This is a genomic window from Yoonia sp. JB2-21, assembly GCF_055693545.1.
In genome coordinates this window covers 2,207,728-2,232,718 of record NZ_JBVFUC010000001.1, presented here as the reverse complement: position 1 = coordinate 2,232,718, position 24,991 = coordinate 2,207,728, and the positions used below count along the sequence as shown (strand labels likewise).

22 protein-coding genes and 2 pseudogenes are annotated in these 24,991 nt (G+C 56.0%); 12 read left to right on the top strand and 12 right to left on the bottom strand.

The genetic code is table 11. From position 1 onward, the window contains the following. Positions 1 to 675 precede the first annotated feature (675 nt). Positions 676 to 2,214 (top strand): alkaline phosphatase D family protein, encoded by a 1,539-nt coding sequence (locus ACZ1G5_RS11120; protein ID WP_472732896.1) that lies wholly within the window; start codon positions 676 to 678, stop codon positions 2,212 to 2,214. Positions 2,215 to 2,853: 639 nt separating this feature from the next. Here ACZ1G5_RS11120 and rplT read toward each other — a convergent pair. From rplT to pyk, 4 genes are all read right to left on the bottom strand, one after another. After that, positions 2,854 to 3,216 carry a 50S ribosomal protein L20 gene (rplT, locus tag ACZ1G5_RS11115; protein WP_055297200.1) on the bottom strand — a complete coding sequence of 121 codons (363 nt, stop codon included), beginning with the start codon at positions 3,214 to 3,216 and terminating at the stop codon, positions 2,854 to 2,856. 17 nt (positions 3,217 to 3,233) lie between these two features. Beyond that, positions 3,234 to 3,434, bottom strand: coding sequence for a 50S ribosomal protein L35 (gene rpmI / locus ACZ1G5_RS11110; protein ID WP_165195989.1), 201 nt, complete (start codon positions 3,432 to 3,434; stop codon positions 3,234 to 3,236). A 112-nt stretch (positions 3,435 to 3,546) separates the two neighbouring features. Further along, the gene (locus ACZ1G5_RS11105; protein ID WP_472732895.1) at positions 3,547 to 3,771 is read right to left on the bottom strand and encodes a hypothetical protein; all 225 of its coding nucleotides are present in this window, start codon (positions 3,769 to 3,771) and stop codon (positions 3,547 to 3,549) included. A 33-nt stretch (positions 3,772 to 3,804) separates the two neighbouring features. After that, positions 3,805 to 5,250 (bottom strand): pyruvate kinase, encoded by a 1,446-nt coding sequence (gene pyk / locus ACZ1G5_RS11100; RefSeq protein ID WP_472732894.1) that lies wholly within the window; start codon positions 5,248 to 5,250, stop codon positions 3,805 to 3,807. A gap of 229 nt (positions 5,251 to 5,479) precedes the next feature. On the opposite strand from pyk, the gene ACZ1G5_RS11095 reads away from it, so the two are divergent. The 3 genes from ACZ1G5_RS11095 (at position 5,480) to ACZ1G5_RS11085 (ending at position 6,972) form a co-directional block, all read left to right on the top strand. After that, entirely contained in the window at positions 5,480 to 6,217 is a 738-nt protein-coding gene (locus ACZ1G5_RS11095; protein ID WP_472732893.1) for an N-formylglutamate amidohydrolase, read from the top strand. An 11-nt stretch (positions 6,218 to 6,228) separates the two neighbouring features. Further along, positions 6,229 to 6,522 (top strand): DUF1244 domain-containing protein, encoded by a 294-nt coding sequence (locus ACZ1G5_RS11090; RefSeq protein WP_472732892.1) that lies wholly within the window; start codon positions 6,229 to 6,231, stop codon positions 6,520 to 6,522. Between the two features lie 90 nt (positions 6,523 to 6,612). After that, positions 6,613 to 6,972 carry a tellurite resistance TerB family protein gene (locus ACZ1G5_RS11085; RefSeq protein WP_472732891.1) on the top strand — a complete coding sequence of 120 codons (360 nt, stop codon included), beginning with the start codon at positions 6,613 to 6,615 and terminating at the stop codon, positions 6,970 to 6,972. A gap of 91 nt (positions 6,973 to 7,063) precedes the next feature. Here the strand turns inward: ACZ1G5_RS11085 and ACZ1G5_RS11080 are convergent, their stop codons facing one another. The 7 genes and pseudogenes from ACZ1G5_RS11080 to ACZ1G5_RS11050 all read right to left on the bottom strand — a co-directional run bounded on the left by ACZ1G5_RS11080 (position 7,064) and on the right by ACZ1G5_RS11050 (position 14,899). Continuing rightward, positions 7,064 to 7,999 (bottom strand): type IV pili methyl-accepting chemotaxis transducer N-terminal domain-containing protein, encoded by a 936-nt coding sequence (locus ACZ1G5_RS11080; protein ID WP_472732890.1) that lies wholly within the window; start codon positions 7,997 to 7,999, stop codon positions 7,064 to 7,066. Between the two features lie 118 nt (positions 8,000 to 8,117). Beyond that, positions 8,118 to 9,704: a phosphate ABC transporter substrate-binding/OmpA family protein gene (locus ACZ1G5_RS11075; RefSeq protein ID WP_472732889.1), complete on the bottom strand. Its 1,587-nt coding sequence runs from the start codon at positions 9,702 to 9,704 to the stop codon at positions 8,118 to 8,120. Between the two features lie 385 nt (positions 9,705 to 10,089). Then, on the bottom strand, positions 10,090 to 10,956 hold the full coding sequence (locus tag ACZ1G5_RS11070) for a D-amino-acid transaminase (protein WP_472732888.1): 867 nt from the start codon (positions 10,954 to 10,956) through the stop codon (positions 10,090 to 10,092). Next, positions 10,953 to 11,911, bottom strand: a pseudogene (gene dgcA / locus ACZ1G5_RS11065) (N-acetyl-D-Glu racemase DgcA). Before dgcA ends, ACZ1G5_RS11070 begins: the two are co-directional and overlap by 4 nt. A 64-nt stretch (positions 11,912 to 11,975) precedes the next feature. Beyond that, positions 11,976 to 12,977 carry an N-acetyltransferase DgcN gene (gene dgcN, locus ACZ1G5_RS11060; protein WP_472732887.1) on the bottom strand — a complete coding sequence of 334 codons (1,002 nt, stop codon included), beginning with the start codon at positions 12,975 to 12,977 and terminating at the stop codon, positions 11,976 to 11,978. 238 nt (positions 12,978 to 13,215) lie between these two features. Continuing rightward, on the bottom strand, positions 13,216 to 14,538 hold the full coding sequence (gene amt, locus ACZ1G5_RS11055; protein ID WP_472732886.1) for an ammonium transporter: 1,323 nt from the start codon (positions 14,536 to 14,538) through the stop codon (positions 13,216 to 13,218). Positions 14,539 to 14,560: 22 nt separating this feature from the next. Next, positions 14,561 to 14,899: a P-II family nitrogen regulator gene (locus ACZ1G5_RS11050; RefSeq protein WP_306165334.1), complete on the bottom strand. Its 339-nt coding sequence runs from the start codon at positions 14,897 to 14,899 to the stop codon at positions 14,561 to 14,563. A gap of 277 nt (positions 14,900 to 15,176) precedes the next feature. Here ACZ1G5_RS11050 and ACZ1G5_RS11045 point away from each other — a divergent pair. Continuing rightward, a pseudogene (locus ACZ1G5_RS11045) lies at positions 15,177 to 17,326 on the top strand (transglycosylase domain-containing protein). A 5-nt stretch (positions 17,327 to 17,331) separates the two neighbouring features. Here the strand turns inward: ACZ1G5_RS11045 and ACZ1G5_RS11040 are convergent. Then, the gene (locus ACZ1G5_RS11040) at positions 17,332 to 17,697 is read right to left on the bottom strand and encodes a hypothetical protein (protein ID WP_472732885.1); all 366 of its coding nucleotides are present in this window, start codon (positions 17,695 to 17,697) and stop codon (positions 17,332 to 17,334) included. Between the two features lie 146 nt (positions 17,698 to 17,843). Between ACZ1G5_RS11040 and ACZ1G5_RS11035 the strand changes: the two genes are divergently transcribed. From ACZ1G5_RS11035 to ACZ1G5_RS11005, 7 genes are read left to right on the top strand one after another with little or no spacing between them, the layout of a single operon-like run. Continuing rightward, positions 17,844 to 19,583 carry a type I secretion system permease/ATPase gene (locus ACZ1G5_RS11035; RefSeq protein ID WP_472732884.1) on the top strand — a complete coding sequence of 580 codons (1,740 nt, stop codon included), beginning with the start codon at positions 17,844 to 17,846 and terminating at the stop codon, positions 19,581 to 19,583. Next, positions 19,580 to 20,884: an HlyD family type I secretion periplasmic adaptor subunit gene (locus ACZ1G5_RS11030; RefSeq protein WP_472732883.1), complete on the top strand. Its 1,305-nt coding sequence runs from the start codon at positions 19,580 to 19,582 to the stop codon at positions 20,882 to 20,884. Before ACZ1G5_RS11035 ends, ACZ1G5_RS11030 begins: the two co-directional genes overlap by 4 nt. Positions 20,885 to 20,938: 54 nt before the next feature. Next, entirely contained in the window at positions 20,939 to 21,409 is a 471-nt protein-coding gene (locus ACZ1G5_RS11025; RefSeq protein ID WP_472732882.1) for a RidA family protein, read from the top strand. Then, positions 21,406 to 22,158 carry a glycerophosphodiester phosphodiesterase family protein gene (locus tag ACZ1G5_RS11020; RefSeq protein WP_472732881.1) on the top strand — a complete coding sequence of 251 codons (753 nt, stop codon included), beginning with the start codon at positions 21,406 to 21,408 and terminating at the stop codon, positions 22,156 to 22,158. The genes ACZ1G5_RS11025 and ACZ1G5_RS11020 overlap by 4 nt, the downstream gene beginning before the upstream one ends. A 31-nt stretch (positions 22,159 to 22,189) precedes the next feature. Next, positions 22,190 to 23,374: a GNAT family N-acetyltransferase gene (locus tag ACZ1G5_RS11015; protein WP_472732880.1), complete on the top strand. Its 1,185-nt coding sequence runs from the start codon at positions 22,190 to 22,192 to the stop codon at positions 23,372 to 23,374. After that, on the top strand, positions 23,371 to 23,670 hold the full coding sequence (locus tag ACZ1G5_RS11010; protein WP_472732879.1) for a 4a-hydroxytetrahydrobiopterin dehydratase: 300 nt from the start codon (positions 23,371 to 23,373) through the stop codon (positions 23,668 to 23,670). The genes ACZ1G5_RS11015 and ACZ1G5_RS11010 overlap by 4 nt, the downstream gene beginning before the upstream one ends. A 1-nt stretch (position 23,671) precedes the next feature. Further along, entirely contained in the window at positions 23,672 to 24,517 is an 846-nt protein-coding gene (locus ACZ1G5_RS11005; RefSeq protein ID WP_472732878.1) for a mechanosensitive ion channel family protein, read from the top strand. The last annotated feature ends 474 nt before the right edge of the window (positions 24,518 to 24,991 follow it).

The following is a 24,991-nucleotide window of genomic DNA, read 5'->3' as shown; positions in this document are numbered from 1 at the left end:
TTTTTTGGTTCAGAGCGCGCCGTAACCTTCTCTTCCACAACATCACTTGAACTGCTCTTTTCTAGTGCTGCCACGCGCGCACGTAGTCTGGCGTTCGAGATCAATAGATAGATCACTGCTACTGGGATCGCGAAGACTAGAAAGATGGCAAGGGCAAAAAGAGCTTCCAAGGTACTGTTCCCTATTGATGGTGCCACCAGGCGGTCTGATTGCAGACCTTGCACAATCACAAGGTCGACCAGTGGAGCAATAAGTTAAATGTAGCCACCAACAGGCGGCTTGTTAGATTTAGTTCTGGGAAACGATCATGCCCCATAATTGAACTATGTTCATAATTAGCTTCAAATTTGATACCCGTCAATGTTATTGAACGTCGCTCAAGTTGGCGAACGCATATCGGTATGCACTAGCAGCTGATGACCGGTTCAGCGCGCCGCATCACAGAATATCAACTGCGTCCTAGAGGTCAGCTTTGGGCCGTGATACCGAGCAGATCTGTCAAAAATTGACGCAGGGTGAAGGTCCGATTGTCCTCAAAGCAAACATTTTGGGCGCACGCAGGCAGCCAAAACTTGACGCTTTTCTAAATTCTTGAATCTGTCACAACGCTGTTAGCAAGCTGATACTCTCGTCGATTAAATCTTGGATATCCAACTCATTTAGGAGCAGCTATCCATGCCACGTATATCCTTTACTCGCCGCCAAACTCTTATGGGCACTGCCGCGCTGACTGCCGGCGTTGCTATGCCGTCACTTTCGCGGGCACAATCGCGTCCCTTGATCACTCATGGCATTATGTCTGGCGATGTCGCCCATGATGGCGCCGTTATCTGGAGCCGCGCTGACCGCGAAGCCAAGATGCTTGTCGAATGGGCAACAACCGAAAGCATGTCAGACGCACATGCAGTCCCCGACTTAGCCGTTGGCACACCCACCGATTACACGGGCAAACTGGCTCTCACCGGGTTGCCCAGTGATCAGGACATCTTTTATCGCGTGACAATGTCTGACCTGGCCGATGGCACGCTTTCAGAACCCATAACAGGCATGTTCCGCACCGCCCCAATGGGCAACCGTGATGTGAGCTTTGTTTGGTCAGGCGACACTGCCGGGCAAGGATGGGGTATCGACGAAGATCGCGGCGGCATGACCACCTACACCACGATGAAGGATCATGCGCCCGATTTCTTCCTGCATTCAGGTGACACCGTCTATGCCGACGGTCCGCTTCAGGAAGAGGTCGCTTTGGACGATGGCACTGTTTGGAAAAACATCGTCACTCCGGCCAAAACCAAAGTTGCAGAGACATTAGACGAATTCCGTGGCCAGCATTTGTATAACTACATGGATAAGAACGTACAGGCCTTCAATGCAGCCGTGCCCATGATTTCGCAGTGGGACGATCATGAAGTCACGAACAACTGGTACCCCAACGAAGTACTGACTGCCGACGACCGCTATACGGAGAAATCGATGCAAGTGCTCGCGGCGCGTGCGGCCCGTGCATTCCACGAAATGATGCCAACACGGCAGGTTCTGTCAGAGCCCAATCGGATTTATCGCAAAGTGTCCTATGGTCCGTTGTTGGATATCTTTGTCATCGACATGCGCACCTATCGCGGCGACAACACGCCAAATACTGAAACCAAGGGCACGCCTTTCTTGGGCGCCGAACAGCTGGCGTGGCTGAAGCGTGAGATGGTCAATTCCGCGGCAACGTGGAAAGTTATCGCCTCTGACATGCCCATCGGCATGATGGTACGCGACGGTGACACCAACATGGAGAACTCCTCTAACGGAGATGGCCCAGTTTTGGGACGCGAAAACGACATCGCCGCAGTCTTGTCGTTCATCAAAACCGCAGACATCGCCAATACCGTCTGGCTGACAGCAGATGTGCATTACACCGCAGCGCATCACTATTCGCCTGATCGCGGCGTATTTCAGGATTTTGCACCATTCTGGGAATTCGTTTCTGGCCCATTGCATGCCGGCACTTTCGGACCCTCGGTCTACGACAATACGTTTGGTCCCGAAGTGCGTTTCGCAAAGCACCCGGAGGAGGGACAAGCAAACTTACCGCCCAGTGACGGCCTGCAATTCTTTGGCAAAGTCGATATCGCCGCCGATACGGGTGTCATGACCGTCCGGCTTATGGACAGCGCAGACGTGGAACTTTGGTCAGTGGATCTCGAGCCGAAGACCATCATTTGATTTTCGCAGCGGTGAGGTGGCCCCTTGCGGGCCGCCTCTTTCTTACGGGTGGGGTGATAATGAAGTTAGACTGGATCAGCTTTCTGAGCGCCTGTTCACGTAGTGTTTGGTCTCAACTCGCGTCCTAACGCAGCGGCTTCCTGAACCTCGTCCAACACTCCTCAATGATAACAAAACGCTGCGCGTTGCACGAACGTCTTCTTTAGGGAGTCAATACACAAGATTTTCGATCAACCGAAGGTCGGAAATGGGCCGTCCCTGCGACGGCAATGCGATCTGTTGCCAGGATATGCTGCACCCGGTCTAATGGCCGCGAAGAGCCCAAAGTGTAACGCAGGCCCCGTTCGGGTATCGCCCGACCTGGAGGGCACCAACATCACGGCTTGGCAACGCATTTCAATGACCTCGACCTTCAAGTATGTTGAAACGCTGCAAAATCGCCCTCCGGGGGGAGGTCGGGCGATGCCCGGACGCGGCCGGGCGGTTTTTCGATGTGGTGTCCGACACGACTAAAACGAAAGTCAACTTAGTCCCGCAAAGCGCCCCCTGTCGTTTAAATGCAATAAACCGCAATTGCCCCCAAAGAAAAAGGCCGCGCGGTGTCCTGCGCGGCCTTTCAAATTCAGTCTGGTGCGTGGCTTAAGCGGCCAGCGCATCCTTGGCTTTGCCCACAACAGCAGCAAATGCCTCAGGCTCGTTCACGGCGAGATCGGCCAGAACCTTACGGTCTACTTCGATCCCGGCCAGTGTCAGGCCATTGATGAACTTGGAATAGTTCAGTGTCTCATCAACCGAACGCACACCTGCGTTGATCCGCTGAATCCACAAAGCGCGGAAGTTGCGCTTGCGATTGTGCCGGTCACGGGTTGCATATTGGTTGGCTTTGTCGACCGCCTGTGCCGCGACCTTGAAGGTCTTGGAGCGACGATCATAATAACCTTTGGCAGCGTCGAGTACTTTTTTGTGACGACGGTGCGTGACGGTTCCACCTTTAACGCGCATATCTCAAATCCCTCTAATTAACGTGCGTAAGGCATCATCGGTTTGATGATACCTTCGTCAGCTTTGCAAAGTGTGGTTGTGCCACGGGCATTGCGGAGGAATTTGTTGGAACGCTTGATCATACCGTGCTGCTTGCCCGCCTGGGCCGCCACGACACGACCAGAGGCCGTCACCTTGAACCGCTTTTTGCAGCTCGATTTTGTCTTCATCTTCGGCATTTCCGTCTCCTATTGTAAGTCGGTCGAAACGCGCTGCCTCGGCATGCCATATAGGCCGGACGCGCGGGTGAAGGCCGCTCTATAGGCCCCATCCGGTTTTGATGCAAGACGTTTAGCCCAAGTAACGCCCGATAACCGTGATGATCGTGTCGCCAATCGTGGCCAGGCTATAGACGTCGGGGTTTTCCTGCATCGCATAGGCAATCGCCCCACCACCAAACAGGATCATCACGATGGCCATCTTGGGCCACCGCCGGTCGGAATAGGCACTGACCAATGCGGGCAATGAAAAGGCGAGCAACGCGATGCCAATCACGAAAATCAGGTCGAAATCCATTGGTGTTGTCCTGCTTTGCGCCCCCGCGCGACCTTACTCTTGATCGGCGGCGTAAATCAAACGTTCTGCGCAAGGTGCGACGCGCAAAATGTTCGTGGAGCCCGGCGTGTTGAACGGCACACCCGCGGTGACAACGACCATATCGTCCTCTCCGGCGAGTTCTTGGTCTTTGGCGGCACGCACTGCCGCAATCACGGCGTCCTTAAACCGATCAACCCGCCCAGTGACAACACAGTTTGTGCCCCAAGACAGGCACAACCGCCGCGCTGTCTCGATATGATTGGTCAGCGCAATGATCGGCACGCGCGGGCGTTCGCGTGACACCAGCAGCGCCGTCGTGCCCGATTGCGAAAAACAGCAGATAGCTTTGACGTCCGTCGTTTCGGCAATCTCGCGTGCGGCAGAAACGATACCGTCCGCAACGGTGATCCCGTCGGCTTTGCGCGATGCCTCGATGATGTCGGTATAGGTCGGGTCTGCTTCGACCTCACCTGCCACATTGTTCATCGTGGTAACCGCTTCGATCGGATAGGATCCGGCGGCGGATTCCGCAGAAAGCATAATCGCGTCTGCGCCTTCATAGATCGCTGTCGCCACGTCAGAGACCTCGGCACGCGTTGGCATGGGCGAGTCGATCATGGATTCCAGCATTTGCGTGGCCACGATCACAGGCTTGGCCGCCGCACGGCATTTGCGCACCAGTTGTTTCTGGATTGGCGGCACGTTCTGGACGGGCAGTTCGACACCCAGATCACCACGGGCAACCATGATTCCGTCAGAAACTTTGAGGATTTCGTCAAAAGATTTCACCGCATTGGGCTTTTCGATCTTGGACAGGATCGCCGCGCGGCCTTTGGCCAGTTTGCGCGCGTCTTCCACGTCCGCAGCGCGTTGCACAAATGACAGAGCCAGCCAGTCGACACCCAATTCACAAACAAATTCCAGATCCTTGCGGTCTTTGGGGGACAGCGCGGCTACTGGCAATGTCACATCCGGTACGTTCACACCTTTGCGGTTTGAAATCGTCCCACCGACAATCACTTCACAGTTGGCGAAATCAGCGCCACAGTCTTTGACCCGCAGCTTGATCTTGCCATCATTGACCAACAGGTGCGCACCAGGTTCCAACGCATCAAAAATTTCTTTGTGGGGCAGTTTGACCCGGTTCACATCACCTTCGGCATCATCAAGATCAAGCCGGAATGGCGCACCAGGTTCCAACTCTTCTTCGCCGTTCGCAAAGACGCCAACGCGCAGCTTTGGCCCCTGCAAATCAGCGAGAATGGAGATCGGGCTATTGAGGTCCTTTTCGACCTGCCGAATAATCTTGTGACGGACTTTAATCTCTGCATGGTCGCCGTGGGACATGTTTAAACGAAAGACGTCTGCGCCTGCTTCATGCAGCGCCCGGATCATCTCATAGTCATTTGATGCGGGGCCAAGTGTGGCAACAATTTTTACATTGCGGTGGCGTCTCATGTCATTTCCTTCATGCGGATCATCTTCGCGCTGCGACGTTAGCGGTAACAGCTTGGGTCGCGCCCTTATTGCGCAATTCCATTCCCTTCACAACTCTGACCACCAGCAATTTCAAACAAGTGGATTGCTGCAAGCACCATTCGTTGGAACGGGGCGGCAGACTACGGCAATCACGCTTTTCTTGGATCCGGCTTTAGCCTAAAGGCTGTGTCAAAGGAATGACACGACAATGACCGACGAACCATTTGAAATCGTAGGCGCAGAACGGCCGGGACGGTGGCTTGTGACATGCGACCACGCAACCAATATCATCCCGGATTGGGTTCACAACGGTGATCTTGGCCTGCCCGCTGCCGATATGGCCCGTCACATCGCTTACGATATCGGGGCTGCGGGCGTCACGCACCGACTGGCGCAGGCACTCGATAGCCCTGCGATCCTGTCGCGCTTCTCTCGATTGGTCTGCGATCCAAACCGGGGCGAGGATGATCCGACCATCATGATGCGTCTTTATGACGGTTCGATTATTCCGGGGAACCGCCACGCAGACGACGCCGAAATAGAAGAACGTGTGCGTAGGCTCCACCGTCCGTATCATGCGGCCTATGCGGACCTAGCAAACAAAATGCGCGATCCGGTGATCTGTGCTGTCCATAGCTTTACCCCGCGCCTGAATGGACGGACCCCGCGCCCGTGGGAGATCGGCATCCTTTATGCAGATGACGCCAGACTGGCCATACCACTGATGGAAGCCTGCCGCGCCAAAGGCTGGTGCACCGGTGACAACCAACCCTACGCCGGGCATCTTCCGGGCGACGCCGTCGACAGGCACGCGTTGCAATATGGACGTCCAAATGTGCTGATTGAACTGCGTCAGGACTTAATTGCAGATGAGGCCGGACAAACCCTTTGGGCAAACAGACTTGCGCCCCTATTATCAGATGTATTGGCCCAATCGGGTCTTTGAGAGGACACGCCATGGACGACCAAACACGGATTGAACTGGAAGCTGCCGCCTTTCGCCGGTTGCAAAAGCACTTGATGGAAGACCGGACAGACGCGCAGAACATTGACATGATGAATCTGGCGGGGTTCTGCCGGAACTGCCTGTCGCGCTGGTATCAGGAAGCCGCCAATGAGCGGGGGATCGAGATGAACAAAGACGAGGGGCGCGAGGCGTTCTACGGGATGCCATTTGCGGAATGGAAAGAGAAGTATCAGACCGATGCATCACCCGCCGCAAAAGAAGCCTTCAAAGACAGCCACGGATAGGAGCCTGCCATGCTCGAACGCCTGACCGCCTTTTTCGGGAACCCCGCCGGGTACCATACACCACTCCCTGACGCTGACGCGCAACATGCGATGGGTGCCTTGTTGGTGCGCGCAGCAAAGGCTGATGATGCGTATTTATTCGAAGAGATCGCCCGGATCGACCAGATCTTAGCCAAACGACACGACCTCAACCCGATTGAGGCTGCAAAAATGCGTGCGGAATGCGAACTGCTCGAACGTGAAATCCCGCGCACCAAGGAAATCGCTACCATCCTCAGCCATGCGATCAGCACAGAAGAAAAAGAGGCAACCTTGGTTGCGCTGTGGCAAGTCGTCTTTGCGGATGGCATCAAGCGTGATGAAGAGGATCAGCTGCTGCATCGAATTGAAGATTTGCTCGGAATAAGCCCAGAGCGCGCAGAGCAACTGCAGGCCCAGGCTGAAGGCTGAAAACGGACCGACAAGACATCGCCAAAACAGGCGTAGAAAAGCCACCCGATCCAGTCGCGGATCGGGTGGCTTTTCACTAAGCGTGCAATGCTTACTGACGTACCAGGTTGTATTTCAGCTTGCTGGCTTCAGTGTATTGACCAACAGTCACGTTCATCATCCAAGTCAGTTTGTTCATTTCTTCAAAGATAAACAAACGCTCCTCTGGTGATGCAGCTCCACTCGCTGCGACGGCTTCAAGCGTCGGACGCGCCAATGTCCAGCGTTCTTCGATATCGCCAAGCCAAAGATCAATCGCCTTCGTGGGCGGTGGTGCAACACCTGCTTCGGGCATACCAGTCCGCAGGGCGGCAAGCGACACTTCATACTGTGGAATAGCGGCTGAAAGCGTTTCACGCGCAGTATCAACCGAGATACCTTCCCCAATCAGGCAGGTGGCATTCGCGATCTCTTGTTCCAGCATGCGCTGGCGCTCTGCAATTTGCAAAAGAACCGCGTCGGCCTGTAGCATCTGCGTTGGATCGGAATATTCGGCCACAACAAACCCCAAGAGTGCCTTGGAGGTGTCAAGCATCTGCGGCACCGTTTGTGCAAGCTCAACAATATTGTCGCGGTCAAGATTCGCAGGTTCAGTGTTTGAGAACGTCTCGTTCAGCGGCTCCCAAAGGGTATTGAGTGCTGCAACATCCCGAAGCACGTTACGGTCCTGTTCGGGCCCGTAGAGGCCTAAACCGTCGTCACCGTTTTCAAGGCCGGCAAGGATGCGGCGATAGTCACGGATGGACCGTGCGAGATATTTGCTCGCATCTTCGACGCCGATACCGGCAACGTGGTTACAGGCTGTTGCAGAAATACGCTGGCTTAGCATCCGCAAAGACCCTGCACGTTGGATACGTTCGGCGCTACCGAAGTCTTGCAGAAGCGAAACGGTGTCATCGCTGGTGGATTGCGCCAGTGCGGGGCCAGCACAAAGTGCTGTAGCAAGCGCAATGGCGAGGGGGCGGAGGGTGGAAAATTTATTGGGCATCTTGTTTACCTTTTGAGCAAGAAGATATGGCGGATCCGGCCTAGATCTTGGTCGGAAAGGGTCAAATGAGGCGTCGCGCGGGACATGCTAATCAAGGCAGAGCCCGCGCGCACAGGGATCAACCCGCAGCCTGAATCCAGACCTCAACACGGCGGTTAATCGCGCGACCAGTATCAGAGATGTTACAAGCAGACGGTGCGACCTCACCATATGAAGCAGTCAGCAGTTCAACACCGTTGATCCGGTTTCCTGCAAACGCGGCAAGCTCTTGCCGGACTTGTTCGGCACGGCCTTCCCCCAGAACCCGGTTGCTTTCAAAGGCACCGACAGAGTCCGTGAAGCCCACGATCATGACTTTTGTACCGCTGGGTTGATCTTCAAGGTATTCAACCAGACGCGCCATATCGATGATCGCACGTTCGTCCAACTGGGACGAACCAGTGCGGAAACGGAAGGTGGTTGAAAGGCGATCATAGTCAACCATCGTCGACAGCATTTCCCGCATCACTGCGCCTTCAAAGTTATCAACCGCCGGGTCCAGCAACTGCTGACCACGTTCGCTTTCAAGTGGCTGAGAGCGGCGATCAACGCCGAGATCGATGAAACCAGCTTTGACAATCACCTGGTCCGCTGCAGAAGACTTTGCATAGTCGATAAAGTCCTGCGCAGCTTGTGAAGTGTCATCACCGCGGTTGTAGAGATACAGACGACGCTGCAAGGAATACTCTTCCGTACGGGCCGAGAAGGCATCCGGCGTCATCGCCAGACCGCATTCATTGACCAATGTCATTGGCCGCGCGCCACGCTGGAATGCAAAGCCAGTGTAACCAATGGCACCAACATCATCATTGACCATACGCGCTACTTCGGTGTTGTCATTTGCGACAACCGCGTTCGATGTGACATTGCCCTGGCCACCCAAAACACGGTCAGCAAAGATAGTCTTGGTACCGCCGCCTTCTGGACGGTCAATCACTTTGATCGGCAGATTTGGACCACCCAGTTCCGACCAGTTCGTGATCCGACCTGCGTAGATCCCGGCAACATCCTCGATGCTGGCACGGCGGACAGGGTTGTCCGGATGCGTGATCACAACAATAGAGTCGATAGCAACGATGTGCTCTTGTTCGGGGCTGACCATATTGCCGGCACCCTCACCGCTCAGTGTGCGGGCTTCGTTTGGAAGGATACGGCGTGATGACATGGCGATCTGTGCACTGCGATCACGCAGAGCCGAGAAGCCGGTCCCGGATGTCGTTGAGTTGACAAGATATGTACCCATATCTTCGCCAAAACCGCCATCTGCGACGAAGCTTGCGACAACTTCGTTGCCACGACCCGTTGCAACTGCTGTCGATTCAGCATCGAGGAAGCCGGCGTAGCCTTCTAGCAGCAACGGCATCACACCAACACCCACTGTGTCCGAACCCGCAAACGTAACGTCTGCTTCCACGGCCTCAAATACCGGGCATGCGGCACCTTCGCAGCTCACACGCTCGGCAGACAGGCGCAACTCACCAAGCGCTGTTCTGATAATGTAGATATTTTCGCCAAAGCTCACGAACTCACCGGTGATATCAATCGAGCCATCCTGAGCTCTCAACGTGATTTCCTGTGCGACAGTTGCCGCGGGAAGCATAAGTGCTGCAACCACTGCGAGACTCTGAAGTGCACTACTGCCCTTCAAAAAAGGTATCTTCGTCATTTTCATTTTCCTTAAGCACCAACCAGGCATATCAAATCGCCTCGGTTCACATCGACTGAATTAAAAGCTCGTTACCCAAAAAAATCGTACACCTTGAGGCTACGTTTTGCTTAGGTATGAGGCGGCATTGTGGCGCAACCGGGACATTAAACAGAATTATTCTGGTTACTGTTCACCAATAAACATGACAAACAACTGGGAAGTGTCGAATTCGCCCGTTCATTAATCGAAATATGACCGCTGCTTAAATTTGCGGCTGAAACACCAGTGGGAACGCAGGCCTGCCCTGCCTGACTGGCGCGCCAGATGTTGTGAGGGCACCACCGATTACCAATTCTGTTGTTCTCTTTTTGCGATAGCCGTCAGTCGAACCCGCGAAGTGACCTTATACGGCGACCTTCCTGCTTTCATCGAGGTAGATCTCGCGCAGGCGTGCGGCCACCGGCCCCGGCATCCCAGTACCAACAGCCGCCCCGTCCACCTCAACCACCGGCATCACGAACATGCTGGCCGACGTAATGAACGCCTCATCTGCTTCCTGTGCTTCGGCAATGGTAAAGCTGCGCTCTTCGACCTTCATCTGCGCCTCTTTGGCAAAGCGGAGGACAGCGGCACGGGTGATGCCGTGCAATATCTCATTGCCAAGATGCCGAGTGATGATCGTGTTACCCTTGATGATGTAGGCGTTGTTCGAGGTGCCTTCGGTCACGGCCCCATCCTCAACCATCCAGGCGTCATCAACACCGGCTGCTTTGGCCATCATCTTGCCCATCGACGGAAACAACAATTGCACCGTCTTGATATCACGGCGCGCCCAGCGCTGATCTTCGATAGAGATCACTTTGATCCCCTTCTTGGCCGCAGGGCTGTTGGCAAGGCCGGGCTTGTTCTGAGTGAATAGCACGACTGTGGGGGTCGTGGTCTCGGGATCAGGAAACACAAAATCACGGTCATCGGGCGCACCACGCGTGATCTGCAAATAGATCATCCCTTCTTCGATACCGTTCAGACGCACCAGCTCTCGGTGGACCTCCAACAAGTCAGGCAGCACCTCTGGGTGCGGCATGTTCAACTCGTTCAAAGACCGCTCCAGTCGTTTTGCATGGCCTGCAAAGTCGATCAGCTTGCCATCAAGAACTGACGTCACTTCATAGACGCCATCCGCCATCAGAAAGCCCCGATCAAAGATTGATACTTTGGCTTCTTTCTCGGGCAGGTACTCGCCGTTGATATAGACTGTGCGCATGGTCATCCCCAAAGTGCAGTGGCGGGCGGGTGCACGCCGTGTTCATCAAATAATAGTGGTTCATCACGGTCTTCGGCCAATAACAGTGGTCCGTCAAGGTCCGTGAATGCCACACCTTGTGCGAGGATCGTCGCAGGTGCCATCGCAAGCGAAGATCCGACCATACAGCCAACCATCACGCCATAGCCTTCCGCCTTGGCCTGTGCCTTGAGTGCCAGCGCCTCGGTCAGACCGCCGGCTTTGTCCAGCTTGATGTTCACCATATCGTATTTGCCACGCAGCGCGGCAAGGCTCGCGCGATCATGGCAGCTTTCGTCTGCGCACACTGGCAACGGACGTGCAATCTGGGCCAAAAGATCATCGTCCCCCGCTGGCAGAGGCTGTTCAACCATCAGCACACCAAGCCTGATCAAGTGGGGGGCCAGTTCGGCATAGACGTCGGCCGTCCACCCTTCATTGGCATCAACAATAATCGGGACGTCATGCGCACCGCGGCGAACCGCCTCAAGACGGGCCATGTCATCAGGCGTGCCCAGCTTGATCTTCAATAGTGGACGATGGGCATTTGCGGTTGCCTGCTGTTCCATGACTGCTGGCGTATCCAGCGAAAGGGTGTAGGCCGTGATCTCCGGACTTGGTGTGGGCAGCCCCAACAGATCCCACACTCGCTTGCCCCCTTCTTTGCAGCACGATCCCAAAGGGCACAATCAAGCGCATTGCGTGCAGCACCTGCCGGAAGTGCGCTATGCAGTTCTGCCCAGCTGCCCTGAAAGCCCTCGATTTGCGCGGTGACGCTGTCCAGTGTCTCACCGTATCTTGCATAGGGTACGCATTCCCCTTTGCCGTGCGCACCGTCGTCCGTGACCGTCACAGTCAGCACTTCGGCCTGTGTGCGTGAACCACGGCTGATTGTGAATGCTTGCGCCAATTGAAAGACATCGCGGGAGACAGAAATATGCATCACTCTCTTTTCATGTTCAAAACCACCTCCGCCGGAGGCGCAAAATCAACTTAGGCCAACACGCTTACAAATCTGCAAGTGCATCCACGAGGCGTCCAGCGCCCTGACGGAAAGTATCAATCGTGGGCAACCCCATCCGCTTTTCGACCTCTGCCATATAGGACAGTGCCTCATCCTCGGCCAAATGCTGTGTGTTGACCGAAATACCAACAATTTGGCAATGCGGGTTTGCAACGCGAGCGATCGGCAGCGCTGTATCACGCAAGACTTCTAAACTGGGCAAGTCATAGTCCGGCAACCCGCGCATGTGCGTGCGCGTCGGTTCATGCGCCAGAACAAGCGCATCAGGCTGCCCCCCGTGGATCAGTGCCATCGTCACGCCGGAATAAGAGACATGGAACAGGCTGCCTTGTCCTTCAATGTGATCCCAGTGGTCGGCATCATTGTCGGGGGTCAGATATTCGACTGCGCCTGCCATGAAATCGGCGATCACAGCATCCAGCGGCACGCCACCCCCCGTGATCAGGATACCTGTCTGACCGGTTGGGCGGAAGGTCGACTTCATCCCGCGTCTGTGCATCTCGGCATCCATCGCCAGACCGGTATACATCTTGCCAACAGAGCAATCGGTCCCAATCGCGAGACACCGTTTGCCGGTCCGCTTCTTACCGTTGGCGATGGGGTAGGCGACGGATGGGATCCGCACATCAAACAGCGTGCGGCCGCTCACACGGGCGGCAGCGACCAGCTCATCTTCGTCGCGCAGCAGGTTGTGCAGGCCGGATGCGATATCAAACCCCATCTGCAACGCTTTGACCAAGACCTCTTTCCACGCCTTCGAGATATAGCCGCCACGGTTGGCCACGCCGATCACAAGCGTTTTCGCGCCGGCCGCGCGTGCATCTTCCAATGTCATGTCTGTGATACCAAGGTTGGCACCACATCCATCCATGCGGAACTGGCCAACTGCGTTCTCAGGACGCCAGTCCTTGATACCTTGCGCGACTTTCGCCGCAAGCTGATCCGGGGCATCGCCGAGGAACAAAAGATAGGGTGTCTGGATCATGGTATGGCTCCGAAAAGTAGAGGATTCGTGTTAACCAGAAGATATGTCCGAATGCATTGCAAGCGTATCGCAGAATAGGTCAGATGGAGTTCATCTTGCGACAATTTCTTGCGTCAGATGAGACTTTGATCGAAGAAATCGCCATTCTGTCAGGTAAGGTGGATCATGATCCACCTTAAGCATAAAAAAACCCGGGCGCGCACGCCCGGGTTTGTCGCAAATACTGATCGGAGGGAGATCAGCCTTTTGCAAATTCTGGATAAGCTTCCATACCCAACTCTGACACGTCCAGCCCGTCAATCTCGGCCTGCTCGGAAACCCGAATGCCCATGATGCCCTTCAGGATGATCCAAGCCACCAAGCTGACGACAAAAGTGAAACCACCGATGGCGATAAACCCGATGAATTGGGTCACAAAGTTGCTGTCTGCGCCTGCATAGACCGGCACAACAATTGTACCCCAGAAGCCTGCAACAAGGTGAACCGAGATGGCGCCGACGACGTCATCAATCTTGAGCTTGTCAAAGAACGGCACTGCGAAGACCACGATGATACCACCGACCGCACCAATCCAGAGCGCACCAAAGAGCGTGGGCTCAAGCGGGCTGGCTGTGATCGATACCAGACCGGCAAGAGCGCCGTTCAGGACCATGGTCAAATCAGGCTTTTTGTACATCACGTTGGTCATGATCAGTGCTGCAACAGCACCGGCTGCTGCCGCCATGTTGGTGTTTGCAAAGATACGACCGATGTCTGTGATGTCGCCCACAGTGCCTGCAGCCAGCTGCGACCCACCGTTAAAGCCAAACCAACCCAGCCACAGGATGAATGTACCCAATGTGGCAAGCGCAAGGTTTGAACCCGGCATCGGGACCACGCGGCCGTCTTTGTACTTGCCGATACGGGCACCAAGGATGATCGCACCTGCGAGCGCTGCGAAACCACCAGCTGCGTGCACAACAGTTGAACCAGCGAAGTCATAAAAGCCCATTTCAGACAACCAGCCGCCGCCCCACTGCCAGGACGCACCGATTGGGTAGATCAGACCCGTCAGGATGACGACAAAGATCAGGAAGGGCCACAGCTTGATACGCTCAGCCAAAGTACCCGAGACGATCGAAGCTGTCGTTGCGCAGAACATCAACTGAAAGAAGAAGTCAGAGGCAACAGACGCATAGTCAAGTGCGGCATCAGCGGCTGCAAGGCCAACAGGCTCAAGCGATGTTGGCGCGAATGTGCCAAACCAACCGGGGATGATCCACGCGTCGCCCGGATACATCAGATTAAAGCCAACCAACCAATACATGATGGCCGACAGCGAATAGAGAGCGATGTTCTTGGTCAGCTGCGTTGTGACGTTCTTGGACCGTACAAGCCCTGCTTCCAGCATGGCGAAACCCGCAGCCATCCAGAACACAAGAAAGCCGCCAATCAAGAACAGCAATGTGGTCATCAGGTATGGGCCGATCTCGTCAAAGCTCGGCGCGGCATCCTGTGCCAGCGCGAATGTTGGCAGCAGCGTCAGCGCGGCCCCAACAGAAAGATACTTCGTTAGTTTCATAAATCTGTCCCTCGTTCCGCGTTCAAAGCGCATCATCATTGGTCTCGCCGGTCCGCACGCGCAGCGCACTTTCAACGTCGAGAACGAAAATCTTGCCATCACCGATCTTCTCGGTTTTGGCGGTGGTTGCGATGGTCGATACGACCTGATCTGCCATGCTGTCCTGCACGACGATCTCGAGCTTGACCTTTGGCACGAAGTTCACGGCATACTCTGCGCCGCGATAGATTTCAGTGTGACCAGACTGTGAGCCAAAGCCTTTGATTTCGGACACCATCATGCCGCGCACGCCGACGGTGGTCAGTGCTTCGCGGACCTCCTCCAGCTTGAACGGTTTGATTGTTGCAATGATGAGTTTCACGTTCTTCCCCTTGCAAATTCTCTTGCAGACGCCGGATACATCGTCGCCCGCTTGCACGCTGTTACAGAGCGCTAGAACCTCGGCCCGACAAGATTGCCGCACCCCATTCACTACCTGTTAATCGACTCTTTTGCACAATTTTTGCACAAATTAATCTCATCGCCTAATTATTAGGCATATCAAAAAGGATATATTCGCGACTCATCGCGGGTCTACATTTGCGAAAGGACCCGCTATAGTCGTCGAAAATCAGACGAAACAGTCAATCGAGCGGATCATGAGCGGAAACGGCAAAAAGCCCCCTTTGGTGGCTGACAAGCGCTATGCGAAAAAACCAGCAGCCCCAAAAAAGGCTGCGTCCAAGAAAAAGACCGCCAAGCCTGCGGCGCGCCGCAAGGCTGCACCAAAGAAGGCGGCACCCCGCGGTGTGATCGGGTGGATCTTGACTCCGTTCATCTGGTTTTTCCGCCTGTTCTGGGCGTTCACATGGCGGATTGGCCTGATCACAGCGCTGATTATCGGCGGATTCTCTTTCTACTTTGCGTCCAAAATGCCGGCGATGGCCGAATTGATTGACGGCCGCACCCGAGGGTCCGTCACCATGACCGACCTGACGGGCGATGTGTTCGCATGGCGGGGCGATCAGTTTGGCGGGATGGTCACGACCGAAACCGTATCCCCCCATCTGCACAACGCTGTTGTCGCAACAGAGGACAAGCGATTCTATCGCCACTTTGGTATCTCGCCGCGCGGTATCGCCTCTGCGGTGCGCATTAACCTGCGCGCGGGACGCGGACCCTTGTCGGGCAACGGCGGATCGACGCTGACACAGCAAACAGCGAAACTGCTGTGCCTTGGCGTTCCCTTCGACCCAAACAAATGGGAAAGCGAACGGGCTTACGAAAACGACTGTCGGCAAGGCTCTCTTTGGCGCAAAGCGCGCGAGGCCGTTTTCGCCGTCGGCATGGAGATTGCCTATACCAAGGAAGAAATCCTCACGATCTATCTGAACCGGGCGTATCTTGGCGCAGGCAGTCGCGGATTTGAAGCCGCCGCACAGCGCTATTTCGGGATTTCTGCGGCAGAAGTGAACCCTGCCCAGGCAGCCATGCTCGCCGGCTTGCTGACAGCGCCGTCCGCCAATGCACCCACCCGCAGCCTTGAGCGTGCGCAAAACCGGGGATCCGTTGTCATTGGTCTGATGGAGGACCAAGGCTACCTGACGGCCACGGAGGCCAGTGAAGCCCGCTCAAACCCGGCAACATTGTCTGATGCCGCGCGCGCAAGCTCTGGCGGGTTTTTGCGGATTGGGTCATGGATAGTGGCCCCGAATTCTTTACCCGCGATACAACCGAGGATGTCGTCATCCGCACGACACTTGATCAACGTATCCAGACCGCTGCGGAAGAGGCGCTGATCTCGGTCTTTGAAAATGACGTGCGCGAAGGATCCGAGGCACAGGCCGCGATCGTTGTGATGTCCGCAGATGGCGCTGTGCGCGCGATGGTTGGCGGGCGCAACATCAGCGCCACAGGCGCATTTAACCGCGCCACCCAAGCGCTGCGTCAGACCGGATCAGCGTTTAAGCCTTTCATCTATGCCGCCGCTCTCGATCTGGGCATGTCACCCTACGATATGATCGACGATGCGCCGACCTGTTGGGAACGACGTGGGTCCGCCTCTTGGTGTCCGGAAAACTATGACCGTGCATTCGTGGGGCCGATTCCGATGGTTGATGCGCTGGCAACAAGCCGGAACATCCCCGCGATCCTTGTATCTGAAGAAGTCGGCCGCGGTTTGGTGAGCGATGTCGCAAACGGCTTTGGCGTGCAGGGCGACCTTGCCGCAGGCCCTGCCCTCGCACTTGGCGTGTCAGAGAGCACGTTGCTGGACATGACCGGCGCTTTTGCCGGCATCTTGAACGGTGGATCACAGGTCACCCCCTATGGCTTGACCGACCTGCGCTTTTTGGGTGACGACGACTCCCTTATGGATGCGCGCGATGTGGGCATCGGCGAACGGATTATCCGCGAAGACGCCGCCCGCCAACTGACATGGATGATGACAAAAGTTGTCGATGAGGGTACCGGGCAGCGCGCACGCATCGATGGCTGGCCCATCGCGGGCAAAACCGGGACCACGCAAGGATCACGCGACGCATGGTTCATCGGCTTTACAGGGGACTACGTGACGGGTGTCTGGATGGGTTATGATGACAATTCGCGCCTTACCGGCGTGACCGGAGGCGGACTTCCTGCAACCATCTGGCGTGAAACGATGGTGCGGGTTCTGGAAGGACAGCAACCAACGGCATTGCCGATGATCGTCCCGCAGGCACCTGCATCAACGGGTGTCTTGCAAAGTGAAGGCGGACAAGCGCCCGCGCAGGATATCCTGAACCTGCTGGACAGTATCCTGACGGAATAAACCCTCTACGATCCGGGATCTTCGCAGCGATCATAGCGGAACGCATAGCCGCTCCACACCATATAAAGCCCGGTTTTCTCTGCATCCGGCATCAGCATGGCCCGTTCTGTCCATGTCTCGCCTTCACCAGAGCATTGCATTTCGTAAAGCGTGGCATCCATATCGACGATATCAACGGGACTGGTCATGCGACATTCGACCTCAACCCCATAGAAAATGTTATTCTCGATCTTCAGCGATCCGCCATCAACGCCGATCAAACTGCATTCGGCGTTAGCGGTTTGCTTGTAGACCCCGTCAAATGGTCCAGCCAAGCCCGCCACGGGAACAAGACTGGCGATGGCACAAATATGCGATAATTTCCGTCTCATGAGATCGGCATCATTGCGCACATTAGTGCTCCAGATCAATCATTTATCCAGTTTCCGATGAAAGTGATATATGCGTTCACTCTCGCGCAGTTTGGGTTAAGCTGTGCTGCAACAATACACGGGGATGGAAAGGGGCATATCAAACGATGTCTGACGAGTTAACAGCCAGAGGTCACGCCGAACTTGTGCAGACCAGGCGCGAAAGCCGGCCCCTTTATTGGGTGGTCGGGATTTTCAGCTTCTTTGTGAACCTGCTGATGCTGACCGGTCCACTCTATATGCTGAACCTTTACGACAGGGTGCTGAGTTCACGTTCGTTTGAGACCTTGCTGGCATTGTCAGTTCTGGTTGCGTTCCTCTACGGCGTTATGGGGATTTTGGACTACGTGCGCGGCCGCGTCATGGGACGGGTCGGCGCGCGGTTTCAAGCGCGGCTTGACCGGCGGGTGTTTGGTGCGGTCCTGCAAGCCACAACGCTGAGCCGTGCACCGCATCAAGCGGCCACGGGCCTACGTGATCTGGAATCCGTGCAGCGCCTGATCACATCGCCTGCGCTGATGGCGCTGTTCGATCTGCCTTGGGTGCCTTTGTTCTTTTTCGGGATATTCATTTTCCACCCCTTAATGGGCATCTTGGCTGTCGGTGGCGCAGCCATCTTGTTGGTCGTCGCAATACTTAATCAAATCGTGACGCGTAAACCCCAACAAGCCGCTAATGCGGCCATTTTCGCGTCAGAACGGCTGGGTGCCCATATCCGCGACGAAAGCGAAATGGTCCATTCGCTTGGCATGCGTGGGGCTGCGTTTGATCGCTGGCAGGTGGCGCGTGGAACTTCGCTGGATACAACAATTGATGCTGCTGACGCAGCGGGTACCTTTACGGCTTTGACCAAGGCCTTTCGGATGTTCCTGCAATCCGCGATGCTGGGGCTTGGCGCCTATCTGGTGCTAACGAACCAGCTTTCGCCGGGAGCCATGATCGCGGGGTCCATTCTGCTGGGTCGCGCCTTGGCCCCGATTGAGATGCTGGTCGGTCAGTGGGCCATGTTCCAGCGTGGGCGTGAGGGTTGGCAAAATCTGGCAGTCCTGCTGGGCAACATCCCGGTCGAGGAAAAACGCATGACCTTGCCGCGACCAAGAGCGTATCTGGTTGCTGATCAGGTAACCGTCCTGCCACCGGGTGAAAAGCAAGCGTCATTGCGGTTAATCAGCTTTGAGGTAAAGCCCGGAGCAGCCGTCGGCGTGATTGGCACATCAGGGGCCGGTAAATCCAGCCTTGCGCGGGTGCTGACAGGTGTGTGGCAGCCCGCAGGCGGCAAAGTTCGTTTGGATGGGGCAGCACTGGATCAGTACGATCCGGACGTTCTGGGCGAACACGTGGGTTATCTGCCGCAGCGCGTGCAACTGTTTGACGGAACCATCAAGGAAAACATCGCGCGGATGACGATGCAGCCCGATGACGCAAAAGTCGTCGCCGCAGCAAAAACCGCCGCTGCCCACGAAATGATCCTGAAGCTGCCAGACGGATACGACACCCGCGTCTCGGCCAATAGTGGGCGGCTATCTGGTGGGCAAATCCAGCGGATTGGATTGGCGCGCGCGCTCTATGGTGATCCGGTTGTGATTGTGTTGGATGAACCCAATTCAAACCTCGACAACGATGGGTCTATGGCTCTGAACAAAGCCATCAAAGCGCTGAAAGATGACAAGAAGATCGTGTTCATCATGGCGCATCGTCCCTCGGCCATTCAGGAGTGCGATTTACTCTTGGTGATTGAAGGCGGGGCACGACGTGCCTTTGGCCCCAAAGACGAAGTGCTGGCTGAGATGGTCAAAAACCATGGTGACATCAAACGCAGTTCGGGCAAAGCAGGCGGTGTATCATGAGCGCTGAAACAACAGAGCGCTGGTCGGCGCGCAAACACCTCGTGGTTGGCGGTTTGACTTTATTTATTCTGGTCGGTGGATTTGGCACCTGGGCCGTCATGGCCCAGATATCTGGTGCGGTGATTACATCGGGTCAGATTGAGGTGGACAGGAACAGACAAGTCGTCCAGCACCCCGACGGTGGTGTTGTCGAAGAAATCATAGTGGATGAAGGCGATACGGTGCAGGCCGGTGATCTATTGTTGCGTCTTGATGCGACCACTTTGCAATCAGAACTCGCGATTGTCGAAGGCCAGCTTTTTGAAATTCTCGCCCGTCGCGCACGATTGGAGGCGGAACGGGATGATGCGTCATCCCTGACCTTCAGCGATATTTTGTTGGACGAGGAAACGGCAGATGTTCAAACACTGATGGATGGTCAGGAACGCCTTTTTCGGGCGCGGTTGGAAACCGAACGCAGTGCCGTCGAACAGTTGACACAGCAACGCGCGCAAATCGCCAGCCAATTGACCGGGATCAACGCGCAGCAGGACGCGCTCGGCACGCAACGTGAGTTGATCGCGCAAGAGCTGGCAGATCAACAAAGCCTGCTGGATCGCGGCCTTGCCCAAGCCAGCCGGGTTCTGGCACTTCAGCGTGAAGAGGCCAGCTTGCTGGGCACCGTGGGTGAACTGACCGCCCAAGCAGCCCAGGCAGCGGAGCGCATGACTGAGATCGAGTTGCAAATCCTTGGGCTCTCGTCGACACGCCGTGAAGAAGCCATTACCAGTTTGCGTGACTTGCAGTTTAACCAACTGGAGTTGTCTGAAAATCGCCGCAACCTGCGTCGCCAGCTGGATAGACTGGATATTCGTGCGCCGGTCTCTGGTATCGTTTATGGGCTACAGGTTTTTGCCGAGCAATCAGTGATCCGACCTGCCGATCCGGTTTTGTTTTTGATCCCGCAGGACCGCCCGCTTGTCATCGCCACGCAAGTGGAAATCATCGATGTTGATCAGATTTTCGTCGGCCAAGACGTTACCCTGCGCTTTCCGGCGTTTGACCAGCGGCGCACGCCAGAATTGCAGGGACAGGTGACGCTGGTATCTGCGGATGCGTTCCAAAATGAAAACTCGGGCCAGTCCTATTATCGTGCTGAAGTGCAGCTTTCGGAGGGGCAGATCGACCGTTTACCTGCTGATATGACGCTGATCCCCGGTATGCCGGTCGAGGCATTCGTGCGCACAGCGGACCGTAGCCCAATGGATTACCTGCTCAAACCACTGGCCGACTATTTTGCCAAAGCCTTCCGCGAGTCGTGATTGCGCATACCCCTTTTGCCCGCTAGCGTCCGGGCAATTGATGGGAGAACAGCGATGAGCGTGATTGAAAGCAAACTGGCTGAATTGGGCGTGACTTTGCCCGACATGGGTGCGGCCCCCAAGGCCAAGGGAAACTACCTACCCTTCGTGACGGTCGGTGAAATGGTCTATGTGTCGGGCCAGATTTCTCAGGATGACAATGGGCTGGTCACCGGTGTCCTCGGCGCTGATTTCACGGTTGAGCAAGGGGCCGCGGCTGCAAAGCTCTGCGCTATTTCACTGCTGACCCAACTGAAGATCGCCTGTGATGGCGATATGGACCGTCTGGTGCGTGTTGTGAAGCTGACCGGCTTTGTGAATTCCACCGCTGATTTCACGCAACAGCCGCAGGTCATCAACGGCGCATCCGACTTTTTCGTCGCGGCCTTGGGTGATGCAGGACGGCATGCGCGTGCAGCCGTGAGCGCCGCCAGCCTGCCGCTTGGTGTCGCGGTTGAGATCGAAGCGATCTTTCAAATCAAATGACCCTGCCGCCGTCGTTCTTTGCCCGCCCCATCACCCACCGCGCCTTGCATGACCGCAAGGCGGGGCGGGTCGAGAATAGCGTGAAATCAATCCAGGCCGCGTTGGACGCAGGCTATGGGATCGAGATGGACGTGCAACTGACCAGCGACGGGCACGCGATGGTCTTTCACGATGATCTGCTGGATCGGTTGACGGATCAGACGGGACCGGTGCGAAACCGCACACGGGCCGAGCTTGAGGCGATCCCTCTGACCGATGACGGTGGCACGATACCAGCGCTGGAGACGGTTCTGGATAGGGTCGCGGGCCAAGTTCCCCTGCTGATCGAGATCAAGGATCAAGATGGGGCGATGGGCCCGAACATAGGTCCCTTGGAAAAGGCGACCTGTGCGGCGCTGCAAGACTACAAAGGCGATGTCGCCTTGATGTCGTTCAACCCGCACGCGGTTGCTGCCTGCGCGGAACTCGCACCGCACATCCCACGTGGCATCGTAACGTCCAGCTATCAGGCACAATTCTGGCCAGAGGTCCCGGATCACGTCCGGGACGTCTTGCGCGAGATACCCGACTATGACCGCACCGGATCGTGTTTCATCAGCCATGAATCTACCGATCTGGACCGCCCGCGCGTCGCGGAATTGAAAGCACAAGGCGCCCATATTCTGACGTGGACCATCCGCTCTGCCAAAGCCGAAGCCGATGCGCGGCGGATTGTCGATAATGTCACCTTTGAGGGATACTTGGCTTGACGCCGCAGCTGATGCACCCAAGTTGCATCCCATGAGCGACGCACCCATCGAAATCACCGCACACCCCAGCATCAACGCGATTGACGCGGCCGATTGGGATGCATGCGCCTGCCCCGAGGCCGTTGATGGGCGACCCAATGATCCCTTCACGACGCATCGGTTTTTGAAGGCGCTGGAAGACAGCGGGTCGGTTGGGCCCGGCACGGGATGGCAGCCCCGCTATGTGACAGCCAAACAAGGTGACACGTTGATCGCCGTTGCCCCGCTCTATGCCAAGGGGCATTCCCAGGGCGAATACATCTTTGATCACAACTGGGCGCATGCCTATGAAAATGCGGGCGGGCGTTACTATCCAAAACTGCAAATCGCGGTGCCGTTCACACCTGCCACTGGGCGGCGGTTCTTAACCAAACCGGGGCATGAAGTCACCGGCATGTCTGCGCTGATCCAAGGGGCGGTGCAGATCGCGGCTGACAACGAAATCTCGTCGGTCCATGCGACCTTCTGCACAGAGGCCGAATCCATTGCCGGTGCCGAAATGGGGTTACTGACCCGGATTGGGCAGCAATTTCACTGGGTCAACGACGGGTACGCTGATTTCGACGCTTTCCTTGGGTCGCTATCGAGCCGCAAGCGCAAGAACATGCGCAAGGAACGCGCGCAGGCCAACAACTTTGGCGGCGAGATTGTCGAACTGACGGGCGATCAGATCAAGGAAGAACACTGGGATGCGTTCTGGATTTTCTACCAAGACACCGGGAACCGCAAATGGGGCACGCCCTATCTGACGCGGAATTTCTTTCACTTTGCACAGCAAACCATGCGCGATGATATGTTGATGGTGCTGGCGATCCGTGATGGGCGGCCTGTGGCGGGTGCGCTAAACTTCATCGGACGCGATACGCTTTACGGCCGCTATTGGGGCTGCACCGAACACCACCCCTGCCTGCATTTTGAGGTCTGCTATTACCGTGCAATCGACTACGCGATCCGGCACGGGCTGGCCAAGGTCGAGGCAGGCGCGCAGGGCGAACACAAGCTCGCGCGCGGCTATCTGCCCGTGGCCACCCATTCACTGCATTGGTTCGGGGATGCGGGGTTCAAGGACGCCGTGGCGCGCTATCTGGAGGCCGAGCGCGATGCGATCGACAATGAAATCGAAGTGCTGACCAGCTACGGCCCATTCCGCAAAACCGATATGGAGGATCACCAATGACCGATAAATTGACCGACGCAGAACACGCCGCCCAGATCGACCCGCTTTTGGCGAATGGATGGACGCGCGTGGATGGGCGCGAGGCGATTTACAAGAAATTCGTCTTTGCCAACTTTGTGGAGGCCTTCGGCTTTATGACCCGCGCCGCACTTCATGCCGAAAAGCTGAACCACCACCCCGAATGGTCCAACGTCTACAAAACCGTCGAAGTCACCTTGACGACGCATGATGCAGGTGGCCTAAGCGCGCTCGACGCGCAACTGGGCGCGAAACTGGATCAACTCGCCGGGGGCTAAATTGGACGCACTACTGAATACCGTGATCTGGGATGGGAAGTCTGTCGCGGACCTTCTGACGCTTGAGTTTTTGGCCTCTGCGGTGGGCAGCGTCGCTGCTGCACTCGCGATCCTGTTCATCGGGTTTTTATTGGGTGGCTGGGTCCGTCGCAGATTGGTGGGACTGGGCGGCAAGCACGCCCACCTTGATATCACCCTGTTCAACTTCCTTGGCAATGTCGCCCGCTACGTCGTCATCGGCTTTGCGTTCCTCTTCGTACTCAACACCTTTGGTGTGCAAACCACATCCGTTGTCGCAGTCATCGGTGCGGCAGGTCTGGCGATTGGTCTGGCCTTGCAAGGCACACTGTCGAACGTCGCCGCCGGTGTGATGATCGTCTTCTTCCGCCCCATCAAAATCAGCGATTTTGTTGAGGTGAACGGGCAAATGGGCACGGTCAAGGACATCACGCTGAACTACACAGAGCTTGCTGCCGTCAGCAATGTACAGATCATCATCCCAAACTCTCAGGTCTGGGGCAACACGATCATCAACTATTCCAGCTATGACACGCGCCGGGCAGAATGGGTGTTTGGCGTGGGCTACGGCGCGAACCTCAAGGCGGCAGAAGACACGATCCGGGCCACCATTATGGCCGATCCCCGCGCAAGGGCTGAGCCAGAGCCGTTCATTCAGGTGAATAACCTTGGCGACAGTTCGGTCGATTTTCTGGTGCGGGTCTGGTGCAACAGCGCCGACTATTTCCCCTTTCAGGCCGATATGAAACGGCAGGTGAAAGAGGCGCTGGACGACGCAGGCGTCGATATTCCGTTCCCAACGCAAACGGTGGTTCAGGTACAAGGATAGCGGAAACACTGGCAGAGCGTGATCCGGCTGGAAACCGCGCTTGGCGTGTGGTTATAACCGGTTCGGTAGGTAGGTTGGCGATGGTCGGTTTGCGGACTTAGTTGCCATTCGCAGTAAATGCTCTTAGTGATAATCCCTGCGCCTCAGAACGCCGGGGCATCGGCCGCTCGGCCAATTGCCATTTTCATAGAATGTGGAGTTCCCGATGGGACGGCGAATAGCGCTGCAAGGCGTATGTAATGATCTGCTGGACAGCTTTGTAAGCAGATATAATGATCTTGGTGGATATTGGGCTCTAGGTCAGTTTCAAGCTTTTCTCCAAAGACGCTCCGAAGACCAACTGTGCTTTCAATTGGTTGGGCGGCAGGGGCAAAAAAGCGCGTTTCCTCAGACACTAAGCTACTATCAGTCGGCTTTTGATCGGCACCTGAGGCTTCGCGGAATACCTATTGTTTGGGTTACTGAGGCTGTCAT